Consider the following 17,651-nt stretch of genomic DNA (forward strand, 5'->3'; position numbering starts at 1 on the left):
CCTATTGTTGCCCCCTTAATGAATCTAGTACTTCTTTGACCGTTAACTTGGTTGGCATTCGGTAGTTATTTTGTGGTAGCAGTGGATCAAAGTTCATGATCGCTTTATACGGCGTAAACTGCATCGCCGTATCGTTAGGACCGTATTTCACCGGTCTTAAACTATTATCTCCGGCAAAAATACGTTGAGCAGCCGATTTAATCAGATCCTCATTATGCAATAAAAAGGCATTGAGATCACTAGGATTAATCAAAGTGTTCTTTTTAGCGATCGTTCCTTTCGCTAAACGATTCAATGGGTAAACCAGGGACTTTTGCCCCGGTTCAACTTCCTTGGTCATCTCATCCACCAGCGGTGCATCATCCACAATTAGTCCTTTATAGGTGTGGGCCTCTAGTAAGGCCTTTTCCAAATCATAATCTGCTTTACGCAACTTCTCAGTGGTAAACCGCGGATTATAAACATGCAAGTATAACGCCCCAGCCAGTAAGGCTTCTTCGTCATCGGTAATTAGATCTAAGTTTTTGCGTAAGACATCCAAATAAGTCAATAGCTGCATAGAAGTCCCATCGTAAGCTTGAGCATAATCAAAAGTCTTGTCACCGGATTTATAATCCACTACTCCGTAATAACTTTGGTTATCCACCTTGATACTATCAATTCGGTCAATACGTCCTCGCACGTGTACTTCGCGTTTTTCTGGCAACGTAAAATCTAACCCCTTCAAAGTATTAGGTCCAGCTTGGCCAAAAATCAACTCCGTTTGCTTAGGCCGCATCGGGGTCAATTGTCCTTGTCGTCGCATCGTTTGCACCATTTGGATCACGGTCTGCGTCAGTTGGTTAGTCAAATATTGCATTCGTGCCGAACTAGTCAAGATGACGTACTGTAACTGACTAGGGTCGTGGATGATTTCATTAACCACCTGCTTAACCAGGTTAGCGATTTCGGTGTCGCTTAATTCAGTTAATTCTTGTTGATTAGCATTCGTGATTTTAACTACCCGGTCTAGCGCTTCATGGAAGAACTGGCCGGTACTTTGGGTCGATAAATCGAAAACTTCGCGTTCTTGTAATCGCAAACCATATCGCAAATAGTACTCATAAGGATTACGGTAGAACAACTCTAATTGTGAAATTGAAGTATCAATGGCTTGCCCGTACAAACCAGTCACGATGTCCGGATTTAACTGGGCCGGCACATTTTGATAGTCAATACTACTTAGCAGCTTAGCGGTCAAGTCAGCAGTTTGGGGTTGATGCCGAAGTTTCTGGTACACCATCTGCCAAGCTGTCGGTAACGGTTTATCCTTGGCATAGGCAGCTTGAATCACTTGAATTAGATGGTGCAGCGTGGCTCTAGCTGTTCCTAGGTACGGCAAAATATCCTCACTAGCTGTTGGTATGGCGGGTGCGTGCTGAGTTTGGATTTTGAAGAATGACTGAATTCGACTAACATATGGCGAAATTACAGCACTCCCCTCTTCATCATCCTGAGGACAGTAACTAAAGATTAGTTGCTGACTACTGCTAGTAAAAGCCAAATAATTTAAATAGGGTTCGCCTGCCATTTGCAGACCACTATCATCACCTAAATATTGACTATCAGTAAGTTGTTCTTGGAGTTGAACTAAATCATCGTCCCCAAATAGTTGGTCATTAGTAAGTTGAGCCGGCATATTATTGTCCGTAGAACCAATCATAAAAGTAATTTTACGGTTACTGGTCTGTACAATTCCGCTTTCAGAAATTCGCACTTGATCTAACGTTGATGGAATAGCAGAATACTTGGCATTTTGAAAACCAGTTAATAGTAGTTGCCAAAAATCGTCAAATACAAATGGTTGCTCGCCTAAAATCATTACCTCTTCATCCAATAGGCTATTTAAGTTATTAACGACTTGCTCAATTTCATTGGCTTGAGTGATACTACCGTTGTCCACAGCAGTTTGCCGCCAACCTTCTAGTTGTGATAACACCCCGTTAGCTTCCAAGAAATTATACAAAATGGCAGCAGCATCCCGGTTAGTTCTAGCCTTAAATAATTTACGATAAAATGGTGGCAAGATCGCTTGGATAAAATGGCGAATCTGATTAACTTGCTCGCTTAAAACTTGGTCTTTACTAGTTACCACGAGTTCATTATTATCAGTTTGGGCTGTTCCGTATGGCCAGTCTTCCTTTTGCAGCCAGGCATAGCCTTCGTACCCGTTTTTCAAGATTAAATTTTCAGTCAACGCCACAGAACGGCGAAACTGTTCTAACGGCATGGACTGACCATCAACTACCGGAATTAGTAATTCACTTTTTAGTAAACGCATCATATCAGGATACCGATAGCTGCGTCGATTCTTATCAGGTGTTTGTACCGCAAACAACGCAGAAATCAATTCCACTAACGGATGATCGGCCATGGTTTTTTGTTGATCTTCGAAGAAAGGAATCAAGTTTAAGTTCATCACAGGAGTCAAAAACTGCTGATACTGATCTAAATGGCGTGTCAAAATCAAGACATCACTATACCGATACTTACCACTAGCCACCGCCTGACGAATTCGTGTGGCTACCTGCATTAATTCGGAATACCGGTTATCAGCTTGAAATACCTGAACTTCCTCACCCAATGATTGCGAAGCGGGTAATTCAGCATTTAAAGTATTCGAAGTAATCCAATATTGTTCTAACGCCATCAACGGTGGACAAATTCTGGGAGTTGTTGCGGTAATCGGCGCTAAATATGGAATTTGGTTATCACTAGCAAAATGGTACAACTGCCAAAAAGTTTTAGCAGGTTGATAAAATAAACTAGTCGTGTCAGGCAACTCTACTGGGTAAGGATGATCTAAAATTAATGACACCACTACTTTATGAGCACACTGAGTTAATGTCTGGACTAATTGTAATTCCACAGCTGTAAACCGCGAAAACCCATCAATATAAAAATCCGTCTCACTAAGATCGATAGTTTGTAAATATTCAGTTAAGAGTCGTAAAATATTAGTTTCATCATAAAAGCGATCAGTAATTCGGGTTAGATACTCTTCATATACGATAACGAAATCATGAAGTTTATCGCTAAGATCATTAGACAACTGTTGCCCTGCCAATAATTGTTGCAAGTCTACCGGTAAGACATTTCCGTTTTGCATTTCGGTAATCTGTTTAGCAATTTGTTCTGTAAACCCAACTTGATGTATTTCTTGGTCAAATAAATATAAATCAGCTTGCCGATCAATAATAATTTGATAGATCGCCATATTAGTTCCGGTCGCACTAATCCGTTGCTTTTGGTAAACCGGATGATTGCGTAAAAAGTACCAAGCTAACCGAGAAAAAGACAGGACCTGAAGTTGGCTAGTAGCAACCGTTTCTTGTTGATTTTCCTGGAGGTGCTTTAATACTTGTACTTCACTTTCAAACTTAATATGGTTAGGAACTAGATAAAAGGCAGATGTTTGAGTTGGTTGCTGTTTAATTTGGTTAACCACTTCTTGTTGATGATCCATACCAGCAGTCCCTAAAATAAATTGCAGTGCCATATAGTTAACCCCCTTCGATTAATTTTAAATGTTTGTGAAAAAAGGAGACCTTTTTAGTTGAATTTTACAGTTAAAATGACTATCATTAGTTATGACTTGGTGAATCATTTCGATTGTTTCACCATAAGAAGCTGGTACTGATTGAAAATCAAAATTCTTCCTAAGAATCTTAGAACGTAATCGACAAGCAGCATATAATATTTCTTCAAACGATATATTACAAATCCGCCAACTTCTTTCGTCAAACTACCACAGAGACTCACCTGGTCTCTTCGCAAACTTAAGTGAAGGATAATGCCTTTCGGCACTATCCTTCACTTTTTTGTGTATTAGAACTAATTTTCTAGTCGATTTTCGGCCAAGACTAATTCAGTGTACTTGTCTAAATCAACTAGAATTGATTGATTTTCATCTTCTGGATGTTCGGCTAGGCTATCGGATGCATATGCCCAGTATGCTAAATTTGTGGTAATCGGAACGATGTCTCTAACAATTTGAAAATCAAACAGTTGATAGTTTTGATCGGCCATAATGCGGTAGCTTTCGTAATCAGTGATAATGTGCATTTTTTCTTGAGTTTCTTTAGAGCGCAATAATACAATCACAAAATGTGATTCCAGATTACGTTGGGCTAAGCGTTCCTTAATACTTTGTAATTCAGCGGTTTTCAGGTTAATTGTCATTTTGCTTCCTCCGTAGTCAAATGATCGAGCAAACCAATAGATTGATTAACGAATTGTTCGGTAAAGATAGCTTCCAGACTGATCTGAGCGACGTTTGTAATACTGACCGTTCCTAGCGGCATAGGTTCTCCTTCTTGATAAATAGTTAGTTTACCAGTAGATTGCCGTGTTAACGGGCTCTGTCTAATAACCGTATAGTTAATTTCTTCTTCATCGATAATTTTGATTGCGTACTGCTGTTGCCATCGAATTTCTTGCTGCTCAGCAGTTAATTGCGCTTGATCATTTAACTCACCATTCACGCCCACTTCGGTAAGCAAAACAAACCGGTCTAGCACTTGCTGCTGAGATCGCAGTACTTCAAACACCGTCAAAATGTTTTGATCAATATCTTCGGCAGGTAAATTACAATAAATTACGTTGACGCCCTTCAACATCACTTGAAGTTCATTGGGTGTTACCACATCACTGTTATAAAATACGTACTCAACGTCTGCGTTCGTTTCTAAATCTTCAATTACTAATTCTGAAACCGGCGAAGCGGCTCCCAACACCATTACTTTTAGCACTAGCCTATCCTTTACTAATTAATATTTACTATTGCTTCATTATAGTTGAATTGCTTGCTAAAGAAAACTAATCGCTAGCTCAAAACCAACCGCTTAATCAGAACTTTATAAAAAGAATTCGCTTTTTAAGTTCGGGGATTGTCTTGTTTATCGAATAATGTTATTATTATTTTGTTGTTTTTATGATAAACACGAACATTTATTCAAAGGAGATTGCTATTATGCTAAATTCGATTTCGAAATATTTTGATTTTGAAAACCGAAACACCAATTTTAAGAAGGAAACGATCGCCGGGATCACTACCTTCGTCTCCATGGTTTATATTTTATTCGTTAACCCCAACGTCTTAGGCGTTACCGGCATGGATAAAGGCGCTATTTTTACGGCTACTGCTTTTGCTTCTGCCTTTGGGTGCTTCTTAATGGGCTTTTTGGCTAATTACCCCATCGCCATTTCAGCTAGTTTGGGAATCAACGCCTTCTTCGCTTATTCCGTTTGCTTAGGAATGCACGTTGAATGGCAAACCGCGCTCTCTGGCGTTTTCGTTGCTTCTATTATTTTCATCATCCTAACCGCTTTAAAGCTCCGAGAAAAAATCATCGACGCCATTCCTGCTGATTTAAAGGCTGCTATCGGTGGTGGGATTGGTTTATTCATCGCCTTTCTAGGTTTGCAAGACGGTGGCTTAGTAATGGGCAACAAAGAAACTCTAGTTAGCTTAGGGAGTTTACATACCGGCACCACGTGGATCACTATCTTTGGATTAGTCATTACCTTAGTAATGATGAGCATGAAAATTCCGGGAGCTATTTTTATCGGAATGGTTTTAAATACTATCTTGGGCATGGCCGTGGGCTTAATTCCGCTTCCTACTCACTTAGTTTCTAGCATTCCAAGTATCGCTCCCACATTTGGTCAAGCGATCACCCATATTGGTAACATCGATTCAGTTCAAATGGTCGTTGTGGTCCTGACCTTCTTATTAGTAACGTTCTTTGATACTGCTGGTACTCTAGTAGGCCTAGCTCAACAAGCAGGTTTAATCAAAGATAATAAGATTCCTAACGTTGGAAAAGCCTTAATTGCTGACTCTTCTACTATGATGGTTGGTTCCATCCTAGGGACTTCTCCAATGGGCGCCTTCGTTGAATCTTCAGCTGGTATCGCCGTTGGTGGCCGGACTGGTTTCACTACCATCGTGGTTGGGATTTTGTTCATCTTAGGTACTTTCTTCTCGCCACTACTATCAGTCATCACTACTCAAGTAACTGCTCCTGCCCTAATTATTGTTGGGATCTTGATGGCTCAATCTCTCAAGCAAGTTCATTGGGAAGAATTTGAAATTGCAGCGCCATCCTTCTTAATCCTGGTAGGGATGCCATTTACTTACAGTATCGCTGACGGAATTGCGTTAGGCTTTATCGTTTACCCAATCACCATGATTGCAGCTAAACGTGGTAAAGAAGTGTCTGCAATGATGTACGCCTTAGCAGTCGTCTTCGTAATCTTCTTATGGATTTTGAATAGTTAAACTAATTTTGACCCGGGTAGCAAAAAGCGGTAAAGTTGAAACGGTTGATTTCAACTAAAATTAAATAAAGGAAGGAATTTGTGATGAATTCTAAGACTGGTTTATTCGGCATCGACAGCCTCCTAGATTTAACCAAAGCTGCCGTTGTTGCTGCCCTCTACATTGTAATTACAATGGTCTTTGCAGCCTTTAGTTTTGGCCCGATTCAGTTACGCTTTTCTGAAGGGCTCAACAATTTAGCCGCGTTTAATAAGCGCTATGTGCTAGCTGTGACTCTAGGTTGTTTTGTTTCTAACATGATGTCTTCATTAGGTCCCATCGACTTAGTAGTGGGGACGGCTGAGACATTAATCGCCTTAGTAACCATTAACTTGGTAACTAGAAACATGAAATCAGTGCCAGCTCGCTTAGCAGCTTCCGTTTTAATCGCTACCTTTTACATGTTCATCATCGCGTTTGAAATTGCCTACGTGGGTAACGCAGCTTTTTGGCCAACTTTTTGGGGTGCTTACCTCACTACCGCCATCGGTGAATTTCTCGCTATGACTTTGGGCGCGGTAGTCTTGTATTTCGTTAATTTACGCTTTGATTTAAGTAAATAAAAAAACTGGAACTTTGACCTTTTCGTCGAAGTTCCAGTTTTTATTTACTCTTTATTTTTATATGGACTGGTCGAGCCACGGACAATCAAGCTTGGATCGTACTCAATTGACTCCCCATCCGTTTTACCATCAATTAATTGTAATAATAGGTCAGCGGCATCATGACCCATTTTTTCTTTTTCGTGCATCATAGTAGTGAGGCTAGGATCGATATATTCTCCGATTTGGTAATTATCAAACCCAGCTACTGAAATATCAGTGGGCACAGTTAAATCTAGTGACCGTACCAAGTCAATTACCTGAATGGCCAACTGATCATTGTAACAAACAATTGCTGACGGCCGATCAGGTCCCTTTAAGTAACCCTCAATCCGATCAAACACATTCACCAGTTTATCAGATGATTGATACATCAAAATTTGGGCGTCTAAGAAAATATCTGGATGCTCACGGTAGGCTGCCGTAAAGCCTTCCATCCGTCGCACCCCTTGAATATCATCTACCTGAAAAATCCCTAGGATACGCTTATGCCCCTGCTCAATCAAATAGTTAGTTAACTTGCGTTCTCCACCGTAGTCATTAGTGGTAACGTAAGGAAAATCAGCTTCCATTTCCGGATAAATAGCGTTAATAAATACCGTTGGAATGCCAAGTTCTCGAATGCGATCGTACAAATCAGCGTTGGTTGTAGGTAATGCTGATTGAGTTGGTTCAATGATAAGTCCCGCTACGTTCTTATCCAGCATCTCCATCAATGATTCACGTTCGCGTTCCTGATCATTATGGGTGTTGCTGATCACCAGCATATAGCCATGATCAGAAATCATTCGGTCAACACCATTGATAATGTTAGGGAAAATGTAATCCGCAATGTGCGTTGACAGTAACCCAATAAATTTATTTTCCTTCTTGGAATGGGTATCCTTTTGCCGCCAATCATCGACGTACATCCCGCCACCTTGGATTTTGTAGATGAAGTGATCATTTTCTAAATCGCTAATAGCTCGTCGAACCGTGTAACGACTAACCTTATACTTAGCCATTAATACGGATTCTGTCGGCAATTTTTGGTTAATTGCATATTCTCCGGAGGTTATTTTTTGTTTTAAGTCTTGTTTGACGTTTTCGTATTTAGTTGCCATGAACTTCCCTATTTTCTCCACTCAAATTAATTATTACCATATATTATGACAGTTTTTCGCTAATCCGACCAGCTATCAATTCTACTTTGTGAAATTTACTAAAAAACAAGCGAGGCAGCTTCGGCCTCGCTTGTTTTTATTCAATGATTAAGCGACTCTTTTAGCATTCTAGCGCTAACTTGTTCGTAAAGCAGCCAGTTCCATCTAGTTCATTTAATTTAATAGCGATCCCAATCCGATCGAACTATTGAAATTAAATTTCACTATACTCGCTGACTAACCGCTTTACTTACACTCACTTCTCGTGCTCCTTGTACCAAAAAGAGTCGCTTAATTCAAAATTGTTAATAGCGATCTAAAGATCGAACTATTTCCAATTTTTAAATTAATTCTCCCCTTTTTACCGGTACTCGTCACACTTATTACTAGTCAATCACCGTTGTGTTCATATCAAACATCTTAGCTAAGTCAGCTAATTGTTCTTCAGTAATTGCCAATGAGAAGACAGTGTGGTGACCACCACCAGCGTAGATCCAAGCGGTTGAACCGGCCTTCAAACCAACCTTTGGAGTCCAAAGTTGTTTAGCAACTGGCAAATGTGGAGTTTCCTTTTCAGGCTTGTTAGCGTTAACCGCGTAACTAATCATGTTGAAGCCATCACGGAAGTCAGAGATAGTTACATCCACACCTTCGCCTTCAGAACCAGTAAATACCAATCGAGCTGGATCTTCTTTACCACCAATATCCAATGGGTGAACTTCAATTCTTGGCTTGTCAGATGCTAAGGTTGGGTCAACTTCAAGCATATGTGAACCTAACACCGCTTCGTGACCTTTACGAAGATCCAAAGTGTAATCTTCCATGAAGGCAGTTTGTTTGTTATGGCTCAAGACCTTCAACAAACGATCAAAGGCAGCGGTCTTCCAGTCACCTTCACCAGCAAAACCATAACCTTCAGCCATCAATAATTGAGTAGCTAAACCAGGTAATTGTTCCATGCCGTAAAGATCTTCAAAGTTATCTGAGAAAGCAGTGTAACCACGATCATCCATGAAACGCTTCAAACCAAAGTATTCGCGGATTTGGTACTTAACGTTGTGTTCAAATTTTTCGGCTGAGTTGTCACCTTGTACCATGGTGTAGGTTTCGCCTAATTCTTTGTACTTCTTGTCGATGTCTTCATCAGAAACCTTGTCCATTTCAGCAACTAGGTCACCAACTGCGTAGTAATCAACGGTCCAACCCATTTGAATTTGGGCTTCTACCTTGTCACCATCGGTAACGGCAACGTTTCTCATCTTGTCACCAAACAAAGCAACTTTGATCTTGAAACTTTCGTTGTAAGCTACGGCAACATCTTCCCAAGAAGCGATTTCTGCTTGGACGTCTTCGTCACCCCAGTAGCCGTAAACGACTTTGTTGTTCTTGTTCAAACGAGTGTTGATGTAACCATATTCACGGTCACCATGAGCACTTTGGTTTAAGTTCATGTAGTCAAAATCGATTGTGTCATAAGGAATGTTGTTGAGGTATTGAGTTGCTAAGTGAAGCAAAGGTTTTTGCAATAACTTAGTTCCGCGAATCCAGTTTTTAGCTGGTGAGAAGGTGTGCATCCAAGTCATTACCCCGGCAACTTCATCGTGGTAGTTAGCTTCTTTCATGAAGTCAGTGATGCCATCGGCAGTGGTCATTACGCCTTTGTAAACAATTTCGTATGGTAATTTGCCACTAGCATTTAATTTGTTAACGATGTCTTCTGCATCAGAACCAACTTGCTTAAGTTGATCTTCACCGTATAAAAATTGACTCCCAGTAACGAACCAGAACTTGTAATCTTGTGTGTTTTTCATGATTAAAATCTCCTTTTATTGTTAGATGTGAGCTGCATGGTCTTTTGATTTGGCATTATTTTGACCGTAGTAGGCGTTAGCACCGTGCTTACGATAATAATGCTTATCAAGCAAGTATTGTGGAACGTGAATTTCATCGCGGGTTAATTGCAAACCGTGGTAAGTAATTTCCGCTGCGACTTCTAATACCTTGGCGTTGTATACTGCCTTGGCTGGTGTTGGTCCCCATGAGAATGGACCGTGTTGACTAACCAAAACGGCAGGAACTGCGTCAGGATTTACTCCCCGTTTTTCAAATTCGTCTACGATTACCTTACCGGTGTTTAATTCGTAGGCTTCTTTGATTTGGGCTTCAGTCAATGCTGGGGCGCAAGGAATATCACCAAAGAATGTATCAGCATGGGTCGTGCTAACAGCTGGGATGTCCATCTTAGCTGCCGCAAAGGATACCGCCCATGGAGAATGGGTATGGGTGATTCCCCCGATAGTTGGGAAATGGTTATAAAGGTAGGTATGAGTTGGGGTATCGCTAGAAGGGTTCATTTCTCCTTCAACTACTTCCCCGTTTAAATCAACCACTACCATGTCGCTAGGCTTTAAATCGTCGTAGTCAACCCCGGAAGGCTTGATTACGAACAACCCTTTTTCCCGGTCAATTCCAGAAACGTTACCCCAGGTAAAGGTAACTAATCCCAATTTGGGGAGTTGCATGTTGGCGTCATAGACTTCTTGTTTTAATTTTTCTAACATTGTTTACTTATTTGCCTCCGTTTTGATCAGGAATCGTTTTAATAGCTTCACTTTCTACCGGTAATGCGGCCACGTAGTTCTTCAAGAACTCTTGGTAACCAGCCACACCAGCAGGTTCTGGGCTTAGAGTCATCGTTTCTGGATGACTAAAGACGTTGCTGTCTAGGTAATCAGCTAAGTCTTGACCGGCACCATTTTCAGCAAATTCAGCTAAAACGGCCATGCCCCAAGGGCCACCCTCACCCGCGTTTTCCATAATGGTAATTGGAATGTTCAAGGCGTTAGCGAGAACTTGTTGCCCAATCACCGGAGTCTTGAAGAGACCACCTTGAGCGATCATGACGTCGGTTTGAATACCTTCTTCTTCGGTTAAGATTTCCATTCCGATTTCTAAAGGTGCAAACGCAGCGTACAACTGAGTCAGCATGAAGTTAGGTAAATTGAAGTTACTGTTAGGGGTTCTAACAAACAAGGGACGTCCCGCATCCATCTTGGTAATGTTTTCTCCAGATAAGTAACTGTAGTTGATGAGCCCGCCAGCGTTAGGATCAGCGCGCGTAGCTTCCAAGAATAACGTGCCGTATAGTTTGTCGGCCGGAACGTCGACACCTAAACGTTGAGCAAAATCACCAAATAGTGAAGTCCAAGCATTAATATCTGAAGAACAGTTATTAACGTGGACCATGGCAACCGGTGAGCCATCTGGCGTCATTACTATGTCAATATCTCGGTGCACTTGTTTTAGACTTTGATCCAAAACCACCATTGAAAAAGCAGAAGTCCCTACCGAAATATTTCCAGTTCGTTGCCGAACACTATTAGTACCAACCATTCCAGTTCCAGCATCCCCTTCAGGTGGTGCCATCAAGCTACCGCCTTGGAGGTTTCCGGTTGGGTCCAATAACTTCGCTCCCGTCTCAGTTAATTGTCCCGCTGCTTGACCAGCTGGTTTAACGGCTGGTAAGACTTTTTCAATGTTCCAAGGATATTTCTTAACGTTTGCTTGAGCGCTGAACTGATCAAGCATTTTTTGGTCATAGTAACCGGTAGCTGGATCAATTGGGAAGACCCCAGAAGCATCCCCTGTACCCAATACTTTTTCTCCTGACAGTTGCCAGTGAACGTAACCCGCTAAGGTAGTTACAAAATCTAATTCGTTAACGTGAGCTTCGTCATTTAAAATCGCTTGGTATAAATGAGCGATGGTCCAACGTTGTGGGATATTAAAGTTAAATAGTTTAGTTAATTCATCAGCTGCTTGACCAGTAATGTTGTTTCGCCAAGTTCTGAATGGTACCAGCAAATTATCAGCTTGATCAAAAGCCAAGTAACCATGCATCATGGCACTGATTCCGATCGCTTTAATGTTGGTAATGGGTTGATGATATTTGCTTTGTACTTCTGCAGCTAGTTGTTTGTAACTGGTTTGAATTCCAGCCCAAACATCTTCTAGTGAGTAAGTCCAAACGTTATTTTCTAGTTTGTTTTCCCAGTTATAGCTCCCAGCGGCCACCGTGTTGTAATCGGCAGTGATCAAAACGGCCTTGATCCGGGTAGATCCCAATTCAATACCAAGAGAAACGTTGCCGGCTTGGATGGCTTGAGAAGTTTCTACGAGATTCATAGTGAAACCTCCTTTTTAGCTTTAGAGTGGCGATTAGTACCTTGTTCTTCAATTTCTTCAAGTGAACGGCCCCGAGTTTCTGGAACAAAGAAGCGAATGAACATTACCCCGATTAGGCAGATAATTCCAAAGATAGCGAACACAGCTTCTTGTGACATAGAAGCGGTCATAATTGGGAAGAGTAACCCAACTAACCACGAACCAATCCAGTTAAATGAAGAAGCCAATCCTGAAGCACGACCCCGAATTTGAAGTGGGAACATTTCACCAACAATAACCCAAGTAAGTGGTGCCCAAGTAAATGAGTAAAATGCAACATATAAGCATAAGAATGCAACAATTACCATGTTATTCATGTTTGGCATCATCCATTTAAGGATAGATGGTAAGATGAATGACCCACCCATTACTAATCCACCAAGGGTTAATAATGTCCGGCGGTTGAAACGATCAGCCAATGGCAGGAATACAAGAGAACCAACAACTAAAATGACACCTTGAATGATTGGCCACATTAGAGCGTTACTTGCTGAACTACCAGTTGCTTTTTCAACGATTAATGGAATGTAGTAGAAAATAGCATTGGCTCCTTGGAATTGTTGGAAAGCAGCAACCCCAACACCAGCGATAACTAGGTAACGATATTTACCACTAAATAAGGTTGCCCATGAAGTACTCTTAGCAGCATTTTTTTCTGCTTGAGCGGTTTCTTGAATAGTAGCTAATTCAGGTTCAATTTCATTAGCAGGTCTTAATGATGACAATACGTGACGAGCTTCATCAACTTTGCCTTCACTAACCAAGAAACGTGGTGATTCAGGTAATTTCAAAACCCCAAAGTATAAAATCAAAGCTGGTACAGCTGCCATAGCTAACATTGAGCGCCATGCCCAATTTTCAGGTAAATCTTTTAAGATGAAGTCCATAATGTAAGAAATTAACATTCCTGAAACGATCATGGTTTGGTTCAAACCGGATAACATCCCACGAGCTTTGGCCGGAGCCATTTCAGACATATATGGTGGTACTAATGCTGAGGCAGCCCCAACGGCAGTCCCAAGTAAAATTCGAACAATGATCAAATATAGTGATCCATTATTTGGTGCCAATCCTGATAACAAGCCACCAACGGCAAAGATTAATGATGAAATCAAAATCATTTTTCTTCTACCCAAGCGATCAGATAGTTGACCCGCAATTGCAGCCCCAAAAATAGCTCCGAACATAACGGCTGATGTAATCCATCCTTGGATGGATGGTGCATTTTGTAAATGCCAATCAGTGGTTAAGTAAGGTAAGGCCCCAGTCATAACCCCGATATCGTATCCAAACAAAATTCCACCAAATGATCCGAAGAAATAAATAAAGCCACTGGAAATTTTCTTCTCTTTCTTCATAAAGACTTTTCCTCCTTAATGTACCAGCCCTTCATACAAGCGCTTTCATGTTAATGAATAAAAAATAGCTGAAACAAAATTCTCGTATGAAGCGGTTTCAACTTATCAACAAATGTAGTCTATAATATTTATACGGATAAATCAACAATGGTTTTTATTCATACGTACTTTTTTTGTGAAATGATTACCTTGAATCGCTTTCATAAAGCGGTTTCTAGTTGTGAATGTTGCTTAAAAATTTATTTTATTTATTTGTTTTTGAGTCGATTTTAAATTGATTTTTGAGTTTTATTTTAATTTTCTTAATTTACCCCTAGATTTAATTGACTTATACGTATCAATCTTTTACGATGAATGAAAACGATTACCGATAAAATCATTAGGAGGAATCAATATGTCAACCAATTCAATTAAAGCTTCTTCTACTTTTTTTGATCGTTTTAACAACCAAGACATTGTTAAATTTTCACTAACTAACCAAAATAACGTAACTGTTTCTGCTATTAGCCTTGGTGCCACCCTATATGAATTCTCAATTCCTACAAATACTGGCCGTACTAATTTAGTCCTAAACTATCCTAATTCAGGGGATTACTTGGCTAATCCGTTTTATGTATCAATGGGGATCGGCCGGACAGGTGGTCGCATCAAGGACGGACAATTACCATTGAATGGCCAAACTTATCAATTACAAACTAACGAAGGTACTACCACATTGCATGGCGGCCCTAATGGTTTTAATACTCAGGTTTGGGATGGTGAAATTGTTGAAGAAGATGGCGAACCTACCATTCAATTCCATCACACTCAACTAAGCTCAGAAGATGGATTTCCAGGAGATATAGACGTCACGATCATTTACCGTTTAACTAATGACAACACCCTAAAATTAACTTTTGAAGCTACTGCTTTAAACGAAGATACGGTTTTCAACCCTACCTACCATACTTACTTTAATCTTGGGGATAACGACACCATTTTGAAGCATAATTTGCAAGTAAATGCTGAACAACATCTTGAATTCGATGATAAGAAATTACCTACTGGAAACTTCTTATCAGTAGAAAATACTCCATTTGACTTTAGACAAACTACCAGCCTAGGAAATGCTATACAAAATATGCAAAATACCCCAGAAAAAGGGTTTGATGATATTTTTAAAATCAATGATGATGCAATTAATAACACCATAGCTACCTTGCAAGATCCAGAAACTAATCGTAGTGTAAGTATTACTTCCGATCGAAATGGTTTAGTCGTTTTCACAGCTAATTCATTTACCAAAGAAGACATGAACTTTAGCCGTACTAACGGCATCGGAATTCCATACGAAGGTGTCGCGTTAGAAGCTCAAAACCTTCCAGATGCTACCCGTTTCGATAATTTTGGCGATATTATTATTAAAGCCGGTGAAACCAAAGTTCATGAAATTGATTATCATGTTGAATTTTAATCAAATAAAAAAACACAGCTTCCGCTGTGTTTTTTTATTGTCTAATTTCATTCGGATCCAATTCCCTAATCACTCTCGCCGGATTACCAGCAATCACGAGATTATCGCCAAAAGATTTAGTAACCACCGAACCAGCTCCCACAATCACGTTATTACCTAAGGTGACTCCCGGAGTAATGATCGCACCTCCACCGATCCAACAATTGTCTCCGATGTTAATACTTGCGCCAGTTCCTATCCAGTGAGTTCGCCGTTCAATATCAAACGGATGACTGGCAGAATACATTTGTACTCGAGGAGCTAATAAAGCATTCTTACCAATATTAATCGGACAGGTATCTAATAAAATACAGTTCCAATTAGCAAAAAAGTTTTCTCCCACGTGGATGTTATAACCATAATCACAACTAAAATCTGGGCGTACTTCGATCTTTTCTCCCGTCGAACCAAATAATTCCTTAGCAATTCGGGCATTGCTTTCTAAATCGGTTAAAGTTGTCGTATTGAGTTTCTTAAATAGTCGTTGAGCTCGAATGCGATCGGCCACCAACTCTGGATCTTGTACGTTATAAGGTTCTTCAGCAATCATTTTTTCTCGTTCGCTTCTAGTATCTTTTATTACCATATTTCTGCTCCTTAATATTTGTCCGGATAAATATGATTGTAAACGATAACATTTGTCCGGGCAACATTTTTAGACACAAAAAAAGCGGAAGCTTCTGCTTCCGCCAAATTGGCGTATCGGTCGGGGTGGACCTTATTAAAGAACCAATTTTGAAAGATGAGTTAATGAAGACGCCTGGTTTCCCTACTTAAAAAGCGAAAATGAACATTACGTTTTCTCTGCCCATTTACCTAACAAACCATCAATAGCGCCCTGCTGTTTAGTCGTCTAGTTCGCTGACATAGAACCACCGCTTTGGTGTAATCAACTAAATAACAGCTCCTCATCTTTCATAATCATTATAGGGCTTATCTCATTAGAAGATCAATTATCTTGCTTTGCTTACAAGATTGGTGACAGCAAGCGACTAAAAGTCTGCTTAAATTTCAGCCAAGTAGACTGCTGATCAAACATTTCTGGCGTTTGGAGCTCACTGACACCAATATCATTTTGATAAATATTCGTCAGTTCCATTGCCAATTTTTCATCATACAAGAAAGCATTGATTTCAAAATTCAATTTAAAACTACGATAATCCAAATTAGCTGAACCTACAGAAGCAATTTCGCCATCGATTACCATCGTTTTAGCATGTAAAAAGCCATTTTGGTAATAATAAATTTTAACTCCCTCTTCAGATAGCTGGCGAGCGTAATATTGCGTTGCTCGATACACAAACGCATGATCTGGCATACAAGGCAGCATAATCCTAACGTCCACTCCTGATTTTGCTGCTATTCGCAGCGCATCTAAGACGCTATCGTCTGGGATTAAGTATGGGGTTTGGATCCAACAGTATTGCTTAGCTTTGAGAATCATTTTAATATAGCCCATCTTAATCTGCTGCATTTCGGAATTAGGTCCACTAGAAACAATTTGCATATCGACTAATCCCTTAGTAGTCGTAACTGGAAAGTATTTAGGATCCACTTGATCCTCATTGATTTGATCATGCGGACTAGTAGCATTCCAATCTAAGATAAATCGAGACTGTAGTCCAAACACTCCAGAACCAATAATTCGTAGATGAGTATCACGCCAATTACCAAACTTTTTCTTCCGCCCCAAATACTGGTCACCAATATTGTAACCGCCAATATAACCAATCATTCCATCGATCACCACAATTTTTCTATGGTCCCGAAAGTTTAACCGAAAATCCAAGATAGCAGAGTGGGTATTCAAAAATGGATAGGCATAGCCGCCAGCCTTCCGTAGCGGTTCAAAGAACTTACGGGTTGTTCCTAAAGAACCCCAAGAATCGTAAATCACCCGTACTTCTAGTCCTTCTTGCGCTTTTTTAACCAATAAATCTAAAATTAAGTTGCCAATTTGATCGTTGTAGAACGTATAAAATTCAATATGGATACTCTTTTTAGCTGCTTCAATATCTTCAATTAAACGGTGGAACAAGTCAGTTCCCTTAGTAAACACCTTAACTTTATTTTTCCGAGCCAAAAATGCGGCATCGGTTTCCTTAAACATTTGAACCACGGTGTGGTTTTTTTCCGCCACCAAATCGGCAGGGGTGGGATCTTGATTTCCCGCCTGCTTACGCTGTTCATTCAGGCGATCATTGATTTGCATTTGCACATGGTTATGTAATCTAAATAATCTATTCTGGGGTAATTGCCGCCCCACAAAGGCGTAGGCAATGAAGCCCACGATTGGCAAGAAAATTAGTACCAATAGCCAAGCCCAAATAGCTGCAATATCCCGTTTTTCTTTAAAAACAGTGATAATGGCTAAAACAGCATTGACCACTACAATTACATTAAAAACTGCCTGCCAGTCAATTGACATAATCGACTCCTTTCTATATCTTGATCAATAATATTATTAATATA

At 40.2% G+C, this 17,651-nt stretch carries 13 protein-coding genes; 3 read left to right on the top strand and 10 right to left on the bottom strand.

The window, feature by feature from the left end:
• Position 1 precedes the first annotated feature (1 nt).
• From FC56_RS00410 to FC56_RS00420, 3 genes are all read right to left on the bottom strand, one after another.
• Complete coding sequence (locus tag FC56_RS00410) at positions 2-3,538, bottom strand: PD-(D/E)XK nuclease family protein (protein ID WP_056977240.1); 3,537 nt, start codon at positions 3,536-3,538, stop codon at positions 2-4.
• 335 nt (positions 3,539-3,873) lie between these two features.
• Positions 3,874-4,221 carry a hypothetical protein gene (locus FC56_RS00415; protein WP_054671962.1) on the bottom strand — a complete coding sequence of 116 codons (348 nt, stop codon included), beginning with the start codon at positions 4,219-4,221 and terminating at the stop codon, positions 3,874-3,876.
• Complete coding sequence (locus FC56_RS00420) at positions 4,218-4,790, bottom strand: NAD(P)H-binding protein (RefSeq protein WP_054671965.1); 573 nt, start codon at positions 4,788-4,790, stop codon at positions 4,218-4,220. The genes FC56_RS00415 and FC56_RS00420 overlap by 4 nt, the downstream gene beginning before the upstream one ends.
• 221 nt (positions 4,791-5,011) lie before the next feature.
• Between FC56_RS00420 and FC56_RS00425 the strand changes: the two genes are divergently transcribed.
• Together FC56_RS00425 and FC56_RS00430 are read left to right on the top strand one after the other, a co-directional pair.
• Positions 5,012-6,322, top strand: a complete 1,311-nt coding sequence (locus tag FC56_RS00425; protein ID WP_056977242.1) for an NCS2 family permease — start codon at positions 5,012-5,014, stop codon at positions 6,320-6,322.
• 83 nt (positions 6,323-6,405) lie between these two features.
• The gene (locus FC56_RS00430; RefSeq protein WP_056977244.1) at positions 6,406-6,924 is read left to right on the top strand and encodes a QueT transporter family protein; all 519 of its coding nucleotides are present in this window, start codon (positions 6,406-6,408) and stop codon (positions 6,922-6,924) included.
• Between the two features lie 44 nt (positions 6,925-6,968).
• On the opposite strand, the gene FC56_RS00435 is transcribed toward FC56_RS00430, so the two are convergent.
• From FC56_RS00435 to FC56_RS00455, 5 genes are all read right to left on the bottom strand, one after another.
• Positions 6,969-8,066 carry a GntR family transcriptional regulator gene (locus tag FC56_RS00435; RefSeq protein WP_056977246.1) on the bottom strand — a complete coding sequence of 366 codons (1,098 nt, stop codon included), beginning with the start codon at positions 8,064-8,066 and terminating at the stop codon, positions 6,969-6,971.
• Positions 8,067-8,491: 425 nt separating this feature from the next.
• Positions 8,492-9,916: an L-arabinose isomerase gene (gene araA / locus FC56_RS00440; RefSeq protein WP_054671977.1), complete on the bottom strand. Its 1,425-nt coding sequence runs from the start codon at positions 9,914-9,916 to the stop codon at positions 8,492-8,494.
• A gap of 21 nt (positions 9,917-9,937) precedes the next feature.
• Complete coding sequence (locus FC56_RS00445) at positions 9,938-10,666, bottom strand: L-ribulose-5-phosphate 4-epimerase (protein ID WP_056977248.1); 729 nt, start codon at positions 10,664-10,666, stop codon at positions 9,938-9,940.
• Positions 10,667-10,673: 7 nt separating this feature from the next.
• Positions 10,674-12,290, bottom strand: a complete 1,617-nt coding sequence (locus FC56_RS00450) for a xylulokinase (protein ID WP_056977251.1) — start codon at positions 12,288-12,290, stop codon at positions 10,674-10,676.
• Positions 12,287-13,687 carry a sugar porter family MFS transporter gene (locus FC56_RS00455; protein ID WP_056977253.1) on the bottom strand — a complete coding sequence of 467 codons (1,401 nt, stop codon included), beginning with the start codon at positions 13,685-13,687 and terminating at the stop codon, positions 12,287-12,289. The genes FC56_RS00450 and FC56_RS00455 overlap by 4 nt, the downstream gene beginning before the upstream one ends.
• A gap of 394 nt (positions 13,688-14,081) precedes the next feature.
• On the opposite strand from FC56_RS00455, the gene FC56_RS00460 reads away from it, so the two are divergent.
• Positions 14,082-15,140, top strand: a complete 1,059-nt coding sequence (locus tag FC56_RS00460) for an aldose epimerase family protein (RefSeq protein ID WP_056977254.1) — start codon at positions 14,082-14,084, stop codon at positions 15,138-15,140.
• 34 nt (positions 15,141-15,174) lie between these two features.
• Here the strand turns inward: FC56_RS00460 and FC56_RS00465 are convergent, their stop codons facing one another.
• Positions 15,175-15,765: a sugar O-acetyltransferase gene (locus tag FC56_RS00465; RefSeq protein ID WP_054671039.1), complete on the bottom strand. Its 591-nt coding sequence runs from the start codon at positions 15,763-15,765 to the stop codon at positions 15,175-15,177.
• 381 nt (positions 15,766-16,146) lie between these two features.
• Entirely contained in the window at positions 16,147-17,607 is a 1,461-nt protein-coding gene (gene cls / locus FC56_RS00470; RefSeq protein ID WP_056977256.1) for a cardiolipin synthase, read from the bottom strand.
• Positions 17,608-17,651 lie beyond the last annotated feature (44 nt).

Origin of the sequence: Lentilactobacillus senioris DSM 24302 = JCM 17472, from assembly GCF_001436555.1 — a bacterium.
Taxonomy (GTDB): Bacteria; Bacillota; Bacilli; order Lactobacillales; family Lactobacillaceae; genus Lentilactobacillus; species Lentilactobacillus senioris.

Excerpts from the sequence above, each read along its gene's own strand:
- FC56_RS00415 (WP_054671962.1), bottom strand. The coding sequence starts at position 4,221 with ATGACAATTAACCTGAAAACCGCTGAATTACAAAGTATTAAGGAACGC.
- FC56_RS00465 (WP_054671039.1), bottom strand. The coding sequence starts at position 15,765 with ATGGTAATAAAAGATACTAGAAGCGAACGAGAAAAAATGATTGCTGAA.
- FC56_RS00410 (WP_056977240.1), bottom strand. The coding sequence starts at position 3,538 with ATGGCACTGCAATTTATTTTAGGGACTGCTGGTATGGATCATCAACAA.
- cls (WP_056977256.1), bottom strand. The coding sequence starts at position 17,607 with ATGTCAATTGACTGGCAGGCAGTTTTTAATGTAATTGTAGTGGTCAAT.
- FC56_RS00460 (WP_056977254.1), top strand. The coding sequence starts at position 14,082 with ATGTCAACCAATTCAATTAAAGCTTCTTCTACTTTTTTTGATCGTTTT.
- FC56_RS00445 (WP_056977248.1), bottom strand. The coding sequence starts at position 10,666 with ATGTTAGAAAAATTAAAACAAGAAGTCTATGACGCCAACATGCAACTC.
- FC56_RS00455 (WP_056977253.1), bottom strand. The coding sequence starts at position 13,687 with ATGAAGAAAGAGAAGAAAATTTCCAGTGGCTTTATTTATTTCTTCGGA.
- FC56_RS00450 (WP_056977251.1), bottom strand. The coding sequence starts at position 12,290 with ATGAATCTCGTAGAAACTTCTCAAGCCATCCAAGCCGGCAACGTTTCT.
- FC56_RS00425 (WP_056977242.1), top strand. The coding sequence starts at position 5,012 with ATGCTAAATTCGATTTCGAAATATTTTGATTTTGAAAACCGAAACACC.
- FC56_RS00435 (WP_056977246.1), bottom strand. The coding sequence starts at position 8,066 with ATGGCAACTAAATACGAAAACGTCAAACAAGACTTAAAACAAAAAATA.
- araA (WP_054671977.1), bottom strand. The coding sequence starts at position 9,916 with ATGAAAAACACACAAGATTACAAGTTCTGGTTCGTTACTGGGAGTCAA.
- FC56_RS00430 (WP_056977244.1), top strand. The coding sequence starts at position 6,406 with ATGAATTCTAAGACTGGTTTATTCGGCATCGACAGCCTCCTAGATTTA.